Here is a 14,090-nt window from a genome sequence, read left to right on the forward strand (position 1 = left end):
AATAGCAGAAAACATTATGAGTATTGGTTAGCGAAGACAAGCATAAGTCGAAATGGCTAGATGGTCGGTTTTGACCTTCTTGAATAATTGGACTAATGATGTAACGGGGTTAGGCATTGGAGTTATAAATAATGTATTTCTAATAAAAAGGAAGCCCCCTATCATGGAGCTTCCCTCAAAAATCATTCTTTTCCTTTTTTCAGCTCTTCCATATGCTCAAAAAAGTTTGGATAGGAAACATTTATCGCTTCGGCATTTTCAAGAGATGTTTCACCATTTGCAATAAGGCTTGCAATTGCTCCCATCATTCCAATACGATGGTCACCGTAGCTGTTTAAATTCGTTCCAGTGAGCATGCTTTTGCCTTTGATGACCATGCCATCATCAGTAGCTTCTATGTCTGCACCCATTTTTCTCAATTCGTTTACAACTGTATCAATGCGATTTGTTTCCTTTACTTTAAGCTCTTCTGCGTCCTTTATAACCGTGGTTCCTTCTGCCTGGGTGGCCATTAGTGCTATTATTGGGATTTCGTCAATTAATCGTGGAATGATATCACCAGAAACCTCTGTCCCGTTTAAGGTAGATGTTTCAATGGTTATGTCTGCAAATGGCTCTGGGGCTTCTTCTTCTACATTTGAGAAAGACATGGTAGCACCCATTTTTTTCAGCACATCCAGGATTCCTGTTCGAGTTGGGTTCAACCCAACTCTTTCTAGCGTAATTTTACTATTTGGAACAATGGCTCCAGCAACTAAGTAGAATGCCGCCGATGAAATGTCACCTGGCACAATTATATGAAGGTTTGCCTTCAATTCTTGCCCACCTTGGACGGATACCGTAAATTCATCTTCTTCCACTCTCACGCCAAAAGCCCGTAGCATCCGTTCGGTATGATCACGTGATTTATATGGTTCTTTCACCGTTGTTGTACCGATACCCTGAATACCCGCGAGTAGAATAGCTGACTTTACTTGAGCACTCGCTACAGGAGAGACAAAATCGATTGCCCGCAAATGGCCACCTTGAATAGAAATTGGAGTAAAATTACCATCTTGGTTCCCTTGAATGCGTGCTCCCATTTCTTTTAGGGGGCCGGTAACACGTTTCATCGGCCTTTTTGCAATGGATTCATCACCAATAAGGACAGAATGAAAAGGGAGTCCTGATAGTATCCCTATGATCAACCTAGCTGTCGTACCAGAATTCCCGACATCTAATATGTCAGTTGGTTCTGTTAATCCTTCTAGCCCATTACCATACACAGTTATATTAGATCCATTTTTCTCTATAGTAACACCCAACTTGGTGAAACAGTCAATTGTGCTTAAGCAATCCTCACCAAGAAGAAAATTTTCTACCGTTGTTTTACCTTTTGCCATAGCACCGAACATGACCGATCGGTGGGAAATGGATTTATCCCCTGGTATTTTTATCGTTCCGTTAAGGCCGGAAGCAACGTTTGATAACTTTATCATTGGTTTCTCCCCTATCTAGACAATATAAGTTTCATACATGGTATATTTCTTGAGGCAGTCTTCTGCAGCTTGCCGGTCTGCTTCTGACTGGAAGCTTAACCGGAGGACTCCATATATTTCTTCTCTCGTTTCCATAATGCGAATATTCGTTATGCTAATGTTTTCTTTTGCAAGATAGCTCGTAATTTCTGAAATAATACCTGGATAATCAGGTACATCAACATATAGATCATAAAAAGACGGAATCGCACCTTTTGCTTTCACTGGCAAATCATCACGAAACTGTTTAGCTTTATGAAAATAATAATATAAATATTCTTCATTATTCTCTGAAAGCTTCTGTTTTACTGTTTCCATTTGTTCCATCCATTGATTTAGAAGTTGTATAAGTGTTTCTTTATTATGGAGGAGAATATCCTTCCACATCGTCGGGTTACTTGAGGCAATTCTGGTGATATCACGGAATCCACCTGCTGCAAGTCTTGTGACAAAAGGATTTAACTGCTGCTTCTCTTCCGCTTGATGTACAAGTCCAGCTGCAACAATATGTGGAAAGTGACTGATGACACCTGCCGCCATATCATGTTCATCGGCAGTCATTGTTACAAAATTAGCTTTGGTTCCTCCAAGCCACATTTTTAATAAAGCCATCTCTTTTTGGTTTTCTTCCACTTTGGAAGGGGTTAATACGTAAAAAGCATTTTCAAAAAGATGACTTTTTGCTGCAATAACTCCACTTTTATGGGACCCCGCCATTGGGTGTCCTCCTATAAAGTTTACATTTCCATGAGGGAATAAGGTAGCCGCGAGCTCGGTAATCTTTTTCTTAGTGCTACCAACATCCGTAATTAATACCTGACTTCTTTCGAATGTTATGCTGCTTAATCTTTTTAACACCTCAGTAGCTTGCATAACAGGTACCGAAATCACAATTAAATCCGCATTTTTTGCTACATGTATGTAATTGTCACTATAATCATCCACTACTTTCAATGACTTAGCAAGCTTGGCTTGTTGTTCATTAATATCATAGCCGATTATTGCTGCATGTGGGTGTTCCTTTTTTATCGCTAGAGCGATGGACCCACCTATCAATCCAAGTCCGATCACTAAAACTTTGCCTTTCATTCTTTCCACCGCCTAAAGCTTTATCAATATGTAAATAGAGAGGAAGGATCCTCTCTATTAAATAGCTTGCTTCATTTTATATTCCCTCAGATAGGAGATAATTTCATTGTTTTGCTCAAACGTTCCGACTGTAATGCGCAGGCAAGTTGGAAAACCTAAAGCCATTCCAGAACGAACTATATAGCCTTTTTTCAATAAAAACTGGAACAATTCGTCAGCATCTGTTTGAAAATCAATTAAGATAAAATTTCCTTCAGACTTATAATAGGCAAGGTTCATTTCCTCGCAAAAATTATAATACTGCTTCAGACCTTCTTTGTTTTTATTTTTACATTCATTAATAAATGCTTGGTCCGTTAATCCAGCAGTAGCAGCAGCTTGAGCCATCGAATTTGTATTAAACGGTTCCCTAACTGGTTCAATACGTTGTAAAAGATTTTCTTGGGCTATTCCATAACCAATACGGAAGCTTGCCAGTCCATATGCTTTTGAGAAGGTACGGGTTATCAGTAGATTTGGATAATCCTTTAGTAAATTAATTGACTCTGGATAATCCACGGCTGTGACATATTCCTTGTATGCCTCATCAATTACTACCAATGTATGGGCTGGTACTTGATTCAAAAATGAAATTAATAATTCATTATTTATATACGTTCCTGTAGGATTATTTGGACTGCATAACCATACGATAGCTGTCTTTTCATCTATTTGCCTTAACATTTCATCTAATTGATGATATCCGTTCTTTAAGGGCACTTCTCTTATTTCAGCCCCTTCGATAACTGCATTATGTTTATACTGTGGAAAGCTCGGTGTTGGCATTACAGTATTTTTATCATGTGACAATAATGCACGGCTTATAATCTGTATCACTTCATCAGAGCCGTTTCCAAAAATAAGCTGTTTTTCTTTCACTCCAAGTTGGGATGCCAACGTTTCTCTAAGCATCCTCGCGTATCCATCGGGATAAGTAGCAGCATTTGTCAATTGTTCCAATATTGCTTTTTGTACTTTTGGAGAACATCCATATGGGTTCTCATTTGAAGCAAGTTTTACAATCCTTTCCAATCCTAGCTCTCTTTTCACCTCATCCATCGGCTTTCCAGGTTGGTAAGGTGTCAGATTAAGCAGTTGTTTTTTTACATCCATGTCGACAATCACCTTTCTGCTAGAAGTGGAGATATAAGCTCCTCTATTTTTTGTTTAAATTCTATTAAAGTTTGTTCCTCGTTTACATTAAATTGATTTTCTAGGTCTTCCGTCATTTTTATGATTGCACTTCCAACCACAAAGCCATCACAATATGATTTTAATGCTTCGATTTGTTTACTTGAAGAAATACCAAATCCCACTGCTGTTGGTACGTTACTCATATTTTTCACTTCTGAAAGAAAATCATGCAATTCATTAGAGAAATCATTGCGTACACCAGTAACCCCTAACGAGGAGATGCAATAAAGAAACCCTTGTGCATTTTCGGTGATTCTTTTCATTCTTTGTTTGGAAGTGGGGGCTACAAGGGAAATATATGTTAGGGTATTTTCTTTACATCTCTTTCGTAAATGCTCACTTTCTTCAAATGGAAGATCAGGAACAAGCAAGCCATCTATGCCGTTTTGCTTCGCTAAAGCAAAGAAGGATACTTCCCCTAATTGTAACACAGGATTGAAGTACGTAAAGAGAATGATTGGAATTTTCAGTCCTCTTCTCCGCATTTCTCCTGCAAGCGTCATTGTTTTGGTAATTGTCATTTCATGAGCCAGGGCTCGTTTTGAAGCTCGTTGGATGACTGGTCCATCTGCAAGAGGATCAGAGTATGGTACTCCTAGCTCTAAAACAGATGCCCCTGCTTCTTCCAGCATCAATGCTATCTTTATCGTTAGCTCTGGAGAAGGATCTCCTGACATAATAAATGGAATAAAGAGTTTTTCATGATTAGGTAATCTTTCTTCATAGCTTGTCATTCGTCCACCTCCTCCATTTTCTTCATTAACGTTTGCACATCTTTATCACCACGACCAGATAAACAAACAAGTACCGTTTCGTTCTTCCCCATTACCTGTGCACATTCATAGGCAACTGCAAGTGCATGGGCAGATTCAATCGCAGGGATGATCCCCTCTTCCTTTGCTAAAATATCAAGTGCTTCAAGTGCCTCTTCATCTGTCACACTTTGATATGTTACTCTCTTGCTGTCTTTTAGATAGGCATGCTCAGGCCCAATTCCTGGATAGTCCAGTCCCGCAGAAATGGAGTATGGTTCCATAATTTGTCCGTGCTCATCTTGTATAAGGTATGTCAAGGATCCGTGGATGACACCCTTCGTTCCTTTCGTTAGTGTGGCGGCATGCTGGGAGGTATGGATACCTTTTCCTGCTGCTTCCACCCCGATTAATTCCACCTTATCTTCCACAAATGGAGCAAACATTCCGATTGCATTTGATCCTCCTCCTACACATGCGACAATTTTATCTGGAAGACCTCCTGTTTTATCAAGAAACTGCCTTTTGGCTTCTTCACCTATGACTCGCTGAAACTCTCTCACCATAAATGGATACGGATGCGGTCCTACAACAGAGCCAATCATATAGAAATGGTCTTCACAATGTTGCACCCAGTAACGAATCGCTTCGTTGGTAGCATCCTTTAATGTCCTATTTCCACTAGTCGCCGGAACCACTTCGGCACCAAGAAGTTTCATACGAAATACATTTAACGCTTGTCGTTCAATATCTTCTTCTCCCATAAATACTTTGCATTCCATACCAAACTTTGCTGCAACAGTTGCTGCTGCCACACCATGCTGACCAGCCCCGGTTTCTGCGATAATTTTCTTTTTACCAAGTCTTTTAGCAAGGAGAGCCTGGCCTATAGCATTATTTATTTTGTGTGCACCTGTATGGTTTAGATCTTCTCTTTTTAGGAAGATTCTTGCCCCATCAAAACGTTTGGACAGTTTTTCTGCAAAAGTTAATGCTGTTGGTCTTCCAGAGTATTCCTCGAGATAATAGTGGTATTCTTGTAAAAATGAAAGATCATTCAAGGCAATATGCAAGCCATTTTCGAGCTCTTCGAGTGGTAGCATCAATGTTTCAGGCACATACTTCCCACCATAATTACCAAATCTTCCAAAACTATCAGGAAGTTCTTTGTTTTCCATGATTCTTCACCATGCTTTCTATAAGAGTCATTTTCCTTTTGTCTTTTCTAAAATTTGATTCAATGCCAGTTGATATATCCACTCCATCAGGTTGAAAGAATAACAATTCATTAATTGTCTCATCATTCACCCCACCTGCTATGATGCAAGGTATTCCGAGAGACTTTGATACTTTTAAATAAGCGGGAATGTAGGACCAATCGAAGCTTGTGCCTGTTCCGCCATATTGATTCCCTATCTTTTTATCAACTATCACTGCTGTTATGAGCCCTTGAAATGCTACTAGACTGTAAACACTATCCTCATTTTTATGGTGTATAACTTTCCATATCTCTCCGGTAAAACGTGAACGTAACCTTCTCATAAAATCAACATTTTCATCTCCATGACATTGAATTACGTCCAAACCAACTCTTTGGGCTGTATCTATCATCTCTTCAATTGGTTGATTAACAAAAACACCAACAAGTTTTTTCTTTCCTGGCGGATTCATCTCGACCCAATTTGATGCATTAACTGGACAAACCCTTCTTTTACTTGCCGCAAACACAAACCCAATATAATCTGCATTGGATTGTAGAGATATCTGATAATCAAGGAGAGTTTTATTCCCGCAATATTTTAGCAGAGTATTAGACATGCTCTAATTCTCCAAATAGTCTTTTCACCCCAACACCTGGGGAAATATCCTTCATGAAAGCTTCTCCCACAAGTACGGCATTTGCCCCATATTCTGCAACCTCTTTTAAATCTTCATGGGTTAAGATGCCGCTTTCACTGACAAGTAGTGAGTTGTCTGGGATATGCTCTGCTAGTTGTTTCGTAGTCTTTATGTTTGTTTCAAACGTTTGAAGGTTTCGATTGTTTACCCCGATGATTTTCGGTGATAACGTTTGAAGCAATTGAAACAATCTTTCCAAACTATGAACTTCAACCAATACATCTAAGCCTTTGTCTGTCGCTTCATTGTAAAATAATAAAAGCTTATCATCTGTCAATATTTCTGCAATAAGTAGAATTGCATCTGCTCCAATCCGTACGCTTTCTTCTATTTGTAATCGGTCAATTATAAAGTCTTTACGTAATACAGGAACCTGTGTCAATTCCTTTACAGTTATGAGATCTAAGGTGGAGCCTTTAAAAAAGCTTTGATCTGTTAATACAGAGATACAATCCACACCTGCTTTTTCATAATCTGCACCAATATCTATCGGAGAAAAATTCTCTTTTAAAACTCCTTTTGAGGGAGAAGCTTTTTTCATTTCTGCTATGACTCCTAGAGAACGTTTAGGGCTCATCAACGCTTCGTAAAAGGAATATTTTGGCACATTTCTTAGTTGAGGAAGTTCTAATCTCGCAACCTCATGCTTTTTCTTTTCCACTATTTTAGTTAGCATATTTGTTCACTCCTAAGTTCTGTAAGTCCTTTAACAGTTCGTAGGCTTTGCCTGATTCTAGTAGTCTCTTTGCTAGGTTGACTCCTTTTGAAAGGCTCATTGCCAAACCTGAAACATATAGAGCAGCACCTGCATTTAATATGACAACATTCATAGCGCCTTTTGACGCATTATTTTGAAAGATCTGCATCATTAAGTTTGCACTTTGTCTACTGTTTGCAACTTGGATTTCTTCCATTTGTCCTCTACTAAGTCCGACATCCTCAGGTTCAATAACGTAGGAGGTAATTTTCCCATTTCTTACTTCTACTACATTGGTTTTTCCTGTAATGGTAATTTCGTCAAGACCGTCTTGACCAGAAACAATTAAAACATGCTCTGAGCCCAGTTTTAATAGTACTTCTGCCATTTTATAGGCATAGTCAACAGAATATACGCCGATCACTTGCTTTTTACATCCCACCGGATTTGCAAGGGGACCTAGTAGGTTAAAAATAGTTCGAAAACCAATTTCCTTTCTTGGTACTACAGCATGTTGCATTGCTTCATGATAAAGCGGTGCAAACAAGAAGCTCATACCCTTCTCTTTCAGATTTTTTACAGCTTTATCCAATGATTGCTGAACTGGTATATGCAGCTGTTCGAGCACGTCTGCACTTCCGCTAGAAGAAGAGACAGCTCGATTTCCATGTTTTGCAACTTTCGCACCACCACTCGCTGCAACAATGGCAGCGGCAGTAGAGATGTTGAAAGTAGATGCTCCGTCCCCTCCTGTACCGCATGTATCAATTAAATGTGGATGTTTATAGTTTAGCGGTTTCATATGACCGCGCATCGCTTTTGTAAATCCCACCATTTCCTGTGCCGTTTCTCCCCTAAAACGCAAAATCGAAATAAAACTAGCAATCTGGCTTGATGTTACTTCTCCTTTCATCATCAGATCCATTGCTTCTTCTGCTTCCTGAACTGTTAACTGCTCTCCTTCGATCAGCTTTGTTAAATATTTTTTAAACATATGGTACTGAACCTCCCATCTCTTTCGCAAAATATTGGTTGGCTACTTGGATTGTCTCAATTAATGCAGATGCCTTATTAATTGTCTCTTCCCACTCGAGCTCTGGTACAGAATCTGCTACCACCCCTGCTCCTGCTTGAACATAAAAGGAATCCCCTCGCTTTTGTATTGTTCTTATAGTAATACAAGAATCAATATTTCCATCAAAGCCGATATAACATATTGCTCCAGCATATGTGTTACGTATTGTCGGCTCAAGTTCTTGCAATATCTGCATGGCACGTACTTTAGGAGCACCTGAAACAGTTCCAGCAGGGAATGCAGCCAGTAAGGCATCTATTGGTGAATATTCATCGGATAGTTTTGCTTTAACAATGGATATTAAATGCATCACTTTTGAAAAATAAACAAGTTCTTTCATAACTGGAGTGTGAACTGTGCCATACTTAGCAACTCTACCGAGATCATTCCTTGCAAGATCCACAAGCATATAGTGTTCTGCCTGTTCCTTTTCATCTTTCATTAATTCTTTTGCAAGCTCCTGGTCCTCCTTTTCTGTCCTACCTCTTTTTCTTGTACCTGCAATAGGGTGAATCTCAAGTTTCTTATCTTGTATTTGAATGAGTCGTTCAGGTGAACTGCCGATTAACTCCATTTCCTCAAAATATAAATAGAATAAATATGGAGATGGATTTTGACGTCTTAACACCCTATATACATCAAATCCTTCCATCTGCACATTTATCTCAAATCGCTGTGACAGCACGCACTGAAAGATATCTCCCTTTTGAATATAATCTTTGATCTTTTCTACATGTCTTATAAATTCTGCCTTTGTGTAATTTGAATGGACATTTAATTGTTTGTGCCCATCATACACCTCGATCAATTCATCCACTTCTTGTCGTTTCTTAATACGGGTTACTTTTTCAGAAATGGAGAATATTGCATCATGATACATTCGTTTTAGTTCCTCAATAGTTTCCTGACCACTTAATCGGATATAATGAATAAAATGTAATTCATTTGCTACATGATCACACACTACAATATCTTCACAATAAAGAAGCTGCGCTGTTTTCTCTCCTCTATATGAGAGATGCATCGGTACTTTTTCCATACTAGGAATGAAATCATAACTAAGATAACCTACAGCTCCTCCAGTAAAACCTAGCTTTTTATCCAAAGTCTTTACTTTTAACAAGTCATTTCCATACTGTATGACCTTTTTTAAGCAATCCGATTGCATCTTTTCCTTACCTGAAGGAATTTCTGTGAGTTTAATGATATTAGCCTCTGCTGAAATTTGCATAAAAGGATTTAACCCAATAAAAGAATATCTCGCCCAATCAGAATTCGGTTCCTTACTTTCTAGAATATAAACCGCTTCTCTACGAAGGGCTTGAAATATAGAAACAGGAGTTAACGTGTCTTCAAAAAAGCTTTTAATGATGGGAATTGTTTTATAATGCTTGCTCGCGTCCAAAAGGTGAGCAAACTCAGTAGTAGTCATAAAATCTCCTCCATTTACTAAATGGAGAATGAGTAATGTGTATCGAGGTTTGAAAGAATGGGGAAAAACAATTAACCCAAAGACAGATGATAGTCTTTGGGTATATTAATACATATACATTCTGACCTCAGCTCCACTCATTCTCAGCTATTCTCTTCTCAACTAAACTCTAAACTAATAGTTAACACACTAATGGCTCTCAAGCCCTAATCTAAAAAATCTAACTCAACTATGTCTCATTTCTTACTTATCCATACTGTATGATAGGTATACTCAATTGTCAACCGAAAATGATTTTACAAGGTCCGGTCTTAGCGTTACTGCTTTATGAAGATAAATATGTTGAACATCCTTTTGTTGTGTCTCTGTATTCACTGTCATCATCACTCTAATGCAAGATGGGAGAGAATTTGGTACAGCTATCTCCTTTGTACACATAACAGGGACATATTCCCAACCATCAAATTTTCTTAATGCTTTCGCAGGGAAACAGGCTGTTATATCTGCGGTAACTGAAATGAGAACTTGCGCAACGTCTGTTGCATTAATTTGATTTGCTACTATCATCGTTCGTAGCAATTCTTCCGTTTTGCCGATAATTTCATTTTCTGTATTTTTCACAACGGTCGTTGCACCTCTTACGCCCCTAATCACCGGAATCCCCCTTTAAAATTACAATCACTCATACATAAAACTCATTCAATGTTTCAATTATTACATCATCTGGTACTGATTGAAGATTTACCTTCCCAATTTCTTGTATCAACACCATATGTATATGATTTTGTTTTGTTTTTTTGTCTTTTTTCATCCAATCTAGTAACTCCAATGGAGACACCGATTTGTCTATTGTCGTCGGAAAACCGATATGTTTCCAATATCCCAATAATTCATCAAGTAATCGGAGCTCTGGATATAATTTCTCACTTATTCTGGTTGCAGCTAAAATACCCAATGCAACTCCATCACCATGTGAAATCTTTCCATATCCATAAGCAGCCTCAAGAGCATGGCCTAGTGTGTGTCCAAAATTAAGGATGGCTCTTTGCCCTGTTTCCTTTTCATCGTCCGCTACTACTTCCGCTTTAATTTTTACACCGTTTTCTAAACAAACTAGTAGCCGATCCATCGTTAAATCATCTAGACTTTTAATTTCTGAAATTATCCAATTGAAAAAATTCCGATCCCAAATTAAGCCATGCTTAATAACTTCTGCAAATCCTGAGCGAACTTCTTCTTTTGGCAATGTTTTTAAATAATTCACATCATATAGGACAGCTTCTGGTTGATAAAAGGATCCTATCATATTTTTACCAAGTGGATGGTTAATTGCTACTTTCCCACCTACAGCACTATCGTGGGCAAGTATAGTTGTGGGAATTTGAATAAACGGGATTCCACGCATAAATGTGGAAGCAACAAATCCTGCTATATCCCCAACTACGCCACCACCAAGTGCTAAAACCGCAGATTGGCGATCGAGTCCTTTTTCCAGGGCATACGACTGAATGGCATAATAGTTCTCAAACGACTTAGCTTTTTCTCCGTTCGCGAAAACAAATGAATGTACATTCTCCCATCCTTTTAATTGTGCTTTGATGTCTGCAAGATATAGGTTTGCAACACTGTCATCCGTAATAATCAATATTTGTGAAGGCTTCTTTTTAAACTTCTCCAGAATAATCGGAAGTTGGGTTGAGGCACCATTTCCAAGTAACACAGGATAAGATTTCGTGTCCGTTTGGACGATAATTTCTTGAATCTTAGAATTTGGCTGCATGATCGCGCATCCTTTGTACATTTCCCTTAATTACGTCCATACGATCCTGTCCAAATTGTTCAACAATAGCCTTTGCTATTTCAAAGGCAACCACAGCTTCAGCGACTACACTAGCAGCAGGTACTGCACAGCTGTCCGATCGCTCGATACTTGCCTGGAATGGTTCTTTCGTATCAATATCTACACTTTGTAAAGGTTTATATAAAGTTGGGATCGGCTTCATTACACCTCTTACTACAATTGGCATACCAGTCGTCATTCCGCCCTCAAAACCTCCAAGATTATTTGAAAGTCGGTAGTATCCTCTTTCCTCATCCCAGGCAATTTCATCATGCACCATGCTACCAGGCAAGCTTGCGGCTTCAAACCCTACTCCAAATTCCACACCTTTAAAAGCATTAATGCTCATAATTGCTGCTGCCAATTTTGCATCGAGCTTTCGATCATAATGTACATAACTACCAACACCTACCGGTACTCCTTCTACAATTACTTCCACAATTCCGCCTATTGAATCCCCGTTTTTCTTAGCGGTATCTATCGCATCCATCATCTCCTGCTCAACGTTCTTATCATAACAACGGACAGGTGAAGCCTCTGTCTTTGCCTTAAGGTCTTGCAAATCATCTATTACTTGAAGCCCTGCTTTTATACCGCCTATTTCTGTTACATGACCTGCCACTTGGATACCAAGTTCAGACAAGAATTTTCTGGCTACTGCTCCAGCTACTACCCTAACTGTGGTTTCACGAGCGGAGGATCGCTCCAGCACATTACGCATATCCCTGTGCCCATACTTAATCGCTCCGTTTAAATCAGCATGGCCAGGACGAGGTTTTGTTACTTTCCGTTTAACCTCTTCAACCTCTTTTGTTAATGGTTCAATGCCCATAATGTTGGTCCAGTGCTTCCAATCATCATTTGTTACAGCAAGCGTAATTGGTGACCCTAATGTTTGACCATGTCGTACACCACTCAGAATGTCAACTGTGTCTTTTTCTATCTGCATTCTTCTGCCACGTCCATGTCCTTTTTGCCTTCTAGCTAGATCTTCATTTATATCTTCCACGGTTAGCGTGAGCCCAGCTGGTACTCCTTCCAAAATCGTGGTTAATTGCGGTCCATGTGACTCGCCAGCAGTTAAATATCTCATCGTCATCAGCCTCTCCTTTATCTCTTTAAAGCTTTTAAGCGTGTAAGTGAAATTATTATGTAATACTATAACACAAGTGTAGCGGAATGTTCTAGTAAAAAAAAGGTGATTCGACTATGGAAAAATTACTAAAAAGAAAAAGCTGCTTATTCAGCAACTTTCTGGTGGTAAAGTACGATTATGTCAAACACATCCCAAATACTTATTTCTCATAGCATAAACCCACATTTGTTAAGTAGTTAATGAGCACCCATAATGACCCAGCATAGTAACACTTACTTTATTATACTTTTCGATAAAAGAAGGTATCCACTACTTCAAAGCCATATTTACTTGGCTGAAAAATTTGCTCCGTACTACCGACAAACAGGATGCCTCCCTTTTTCAAGGATTGACTAAATTTATGGTAGAGATGCTCTTTTGCTTCCTCAGTAAAGTAAATTAGGACGTTACGGCATACAATCAGATCTAAATCTTTTTCGAAGGAATCTGCTAGTAAGTTTTGTTTTTTAAAAACCACAGAATTTTTAATCTCATCTTTCACTTTAAACAATCCATCGCAAGGGATAAAATACTTCTTTTTTACATCTGAAGGCACCTCTTGCAAGGAACGCTCATGATATGTCGCTAGCTTTGCTCTTGCAATCGCATTGTCATCGATATCAGTAGCAAGAACCCGAAAGCTGCCAAGGGTCATAAAATTACTTAAGACCATTGCAAGGGTGTACGGCTCCTCCCCAGTTGAGCATGCAGCACTCCACACCTTTAGTCGCTTTTCCTTCTTAATAATATCTGGTAGGATCTTTTGTTCAAGTATCTCCCAACGCTTATAATTCCGGAAAAACTCCGACACATTGATAGTCATTCGATCTAGAAAGTTATATAGTTCATCAAGGTCTGAATCAATTACTTTAAAATAATCATTGAAATTAGAATAACCTTTTTTCTCATATAGAGAAGTTAGTCTGCGTTTCATTTGTCCTTCTTTGTATAAGGATAAATCTATGCCCGTTTTCTTTTTCACTTTTTCTATAAACAATATGTAATCGCCGCTCAAAGTCCACATCTACCTTCTCTCTGTTTATATAGTGTAAGTATACTTTATTTGGGAGTGAAAGCGAGGAAAAAATTACAATTTAATAGTATGAATGCTGTTTTCTCTAACTTTGATGCTTAGTAACTTTATATGAAACTCATATAATCATTTTGCAACAGATCATTTTCTGGTTCAGTTTTAAAATTAATATTTAGTAAAAATCTCAATCCAACTTTTTAAAAGATAAAAGAAATACATTACTAGAAAGGAGCAAATATTAATCTCCCTCTCTCAACAAACCCTCTCAATCGAGTAGGAGGGGGTGACTAACCCCCGACCTCTCACACCACCGTACGTACCGTTCGGTATACGGCGGTTCAATTAAAGTTGACGTAAACTTTCATATCTTGCATATAGACTTTTGAGC

Annotated in this window: 13 protein-coding genes; all 13 read right to left on the bottom strand. The window is 38.6% G+C overall.

Going from position 1 to position 14,090, the window contains the following annotated elements; translation table 11 throughout:
- Nucleotides 1-182: 182 nt before the first annotated feature.
- The 13 genes from aroA to LRP81_RS17200 all read right to left on the bottom strand — a co-directional run bounded on the left by aroA (nucleotide 183) and on the right by LRP81_RS17200 (nucleotide 13,693).
- The gene (gene aroA, locus LRP81_RS17140; protein WP_230503378.1) at nucleotides 183-1,478 is read right to left on the bottom strand and encodes a 3-phosphoshikimate 1-carboxyvinyltransferase; all 1,296 of its coding nucleotides are present in this window, start codon (nucleotides 1,476-1,478) and stop codon (nucleotides 183-185) included.
- 15 nt (nucleotides 1,479-1,493) lie between these two features.
- Nucleotides 1,494-2,606 carry a prephenate dehydrogenase gene (locus tag LRP81_RS17145; protein WP_230503379.1) on the bottom strand — a complete coding sequence of 371 codons (1,113 nt, stop codon included), beginning with the start codon at nucleotides 2,604-2,606 and terminating at the stop codon, nucleotides 1,494-1,496.
- A 57-nt stretch (nucleotides 2,607-2,663) separates the two neighbouring features.
- Nucleotides 2,664-3,758, bottom strand: coding sequence for a histidinol-phosphate transaminase (gene hisC, locus LRP81_RS17150; RefSeq protein WP_230503381.1), 1,095 nt, complete (start codon nucleotides 3,756-3,758; stop codon nucleotides 2,664-2,666).
- A gap of 8 nt (nucleotides 3,759-3,766) precedes the next feature.
- Nucleotides 3,767-4,573 (bottom strand): tryptophan synthase subunit alpha, encoded by an 807-nt coding sequence (gene trpA / locus LRP81_RS17155; RefSeq protein WP_230503383.1) that lies wholly within the window; start codon nucleotides 4,571-4,573, stop codon nucleotides 3,767-3,769.
- The gene (gene trpB, locus LRP81_RS17160; protein WP_230503385.1) at nucleotides 4,570-5,769 is read right to left on the bottom strand and encodes a tryptophan synthase subunit beta; all 1,200 of its coding nucleotides are present in this window, start codon (nucleotides 5,767-5,769) and stop codon (nucleotides 4,570-4,572) included. Before trpB ends, trpA begins: the two co-directional genes overlap by 4 nt.
- Nucleotides 5,747-6,409, bottom strand: a complete 663-nt coding sequence (locus LRP81_RS17165) for a phosphoribosylanthranilate isomerase (RefSeq protein ID WP_230503387.1) — start codon at nucleotides 6,407-6,409, stop codon at nucleotides 5,747-5,749. The genes trpB and LRP81_RS17165 overlap by 23 nt, the downstream gene beginning before the upstream one ends.
- The gene (gene trpC / locus LRP81_RS17170) at nucleotides 6,402-7,166 is read right to left on the bottom strand and encodes an indole-3-glycerol phosphate synthase TrpC (protein ID WP_230503390.1); all 765 of its coding nucleotides are present in this window, start codon (nucleotides 7,164-7,166) and stop codon (nucleotides 6,402-6,404) included. Before trpC ends, LRP81_RS17165 begins: the two co-directional genes overlap by 8 nt.
- Nucleotides 7,156-8,181, bottom strand: a complete 1,026-nt coding sequence (trpD, locus tag LRP81_RS17175; protein WP_230503392.1) for an anthranilate phosphoribosyltransferase — start codon at nucleotides 8,179-8,181, stop codon at nucleotides 7,156-7,158. The genes trpC and trpD overlap by 11 nt, the downstream gene beginning before the upstream one ends.
- Entirely contained in the window at nucleotides 8,174-9,694 is a 1,521-nt protein-coding gene (gene trpE / locus LRP81_RS17180) for an anthranilate synthase component I (protein WP_230503394.1), read from the bottom strand. Before trpE ends, trpD begins: the two co-directional genes overlap by 8 nt.
- Before the next feature lie 273 nt (nucleotides 9,695-9,967).
- The gene (aroH, locus tag LRP81_RS17185) at nucleotides 9,968-10,348 is read right to left on the bottom strand and encodes a chorismate mutase (RefSeq protein ID WP_230503396.1); all 381 of its coding nucleotides are present in this window, start codon (nucleotides 10,346-10,348) and stop codon (nucleotides 9,968-9,970) included.
- A 28-nt stretch (nucleotides 10,349-10,376) separates the two neighbouring features.
- The gene (aroB, locus tag LRP81_RS17190; protein ID WP_230503403.1) at nucleotides 10,377-11,456 is read right to left on the bottom strand and encodes a 3-dehydroquinate synthase; all 1,080 of its coding nucleotides are present in this window, start codon (nucleotides 11,454-11,456) and stop codon (nucleotides 10,377-10,379) included.
- A 1-nt stretch (nucleotide 11,457) separates the two neighbouring features.
- The gene (gene aroC / locus LRP81_RS17195; protein WP_230503406.1) at nucleotides 11,458-12,627 is read right to left on the bottom strand and encodes a chorismate synthase; all 1,170 of its coding nucleotides are present in this window, start codon (nucleotides 12,625-12,627) and stop codon (nucleotides 11,458-11,460) included.
- A gap of 283 nt (nucleotides 12,628-12,910) precedes the next feature.
- Nucleotides 12,911-13,693: a CheR family methyltransferase gene (locus LRP81_RS17200; RefSeq protein WP_230503398.1), complete on the bottom strand. Its 783-nt coding sequence runs from the start codon at nucleotides 13,691-13,693 to the stop codon at nucleotides 12,911-12,913.
- Nucleotides 13,694-14,090: the final 397 nt, after the last annotated feature.

The organism is Sutcliffiella rhizosphaerae (assembly GCF_917563925.1).
In the GTDB taxonomy this organism is placed as follows: Bacteria; Bacillota; Bacilli; order Bacillales; family Bacillaceae_I; genus Sutcliffiella_A; species Sutcliffiella_A rhizosphaerae.

Bases quoted from the DNA above. Each gene is read 5' to 3' on its own strand.
- aroA (WP_230503378.1), bottom strand. From the start codon at position 1,478: ATGATAAAGTTATCAAACGTTGCTTCCGGCCTTAACGGAACGATAAAA.
- LRP81_RS17145 (WP_230503379.1), bottom strand. From the start codon at position 2,606: ATGAAAGGCAAAGTTTTAGTGATCGGACTTGGATTGATAGGTGGGTCC.
- hisC (WP_230503381.1), bottom strand. From the start codon at position 3,758: ATGGATGTAAAAAAACAACTGCTTAATCTGACACCTTACCAACCTGGA.
- trpA (WP_230503383.1), bottom strand. From the start codon at position 4,573: ATGACAAGCTATGAAGAAAGATTACCTAATCATGAAAAACTCTTTATT.
- trpB (WP_230503385.1), bottom strand. From the start codon at position 5,769: ATGGAAAACAAAGAACTTCCTGATAGTTTTGGAAGATTTGGTAATTAT.
- LRP81_RS17165 (WP_230503387.1), bottom strand. From the start codon at position 6,409: ATGTCTAATACTCTGCTAAAATATTGCGGGAATAAAACTCTCCTTGAT.
- trpC (WP_230503390.1), bottom strand. From the start codon at position 7,166: ATGCTAACTAAAATAGTGGAAAAGAAAAAGCATGAGGTTGCGAGATTA.
- trpD (WP_230503392.1), bottom strand. From the start codon at position 8,181: ATGTTTAAAAAATATTTAACAAAGCTGATCGAAGGAGAGCAGTTAACA.
- trpE (WP_230503394.1), bottom strand. From the start codon at position 9,694: ATGACTACTACTGAGTTTGCTCACCTTTTGGACGCGAGCAAGCATTAT.
- aroC (WP_230503406.1), bottom strand. From the start codon at position 12,627: ATGAGATATTTAACTGCTGGCGAGTCACATGGACCGCAATTAACCACG.
- LRP81_RS17200 (WP_230503398.1), bottom strand. From the start codon at position 13,693: ATGTGGACTTTGAGCGGCGATTACATATTGTTTATAGAAAAAGTGAAA.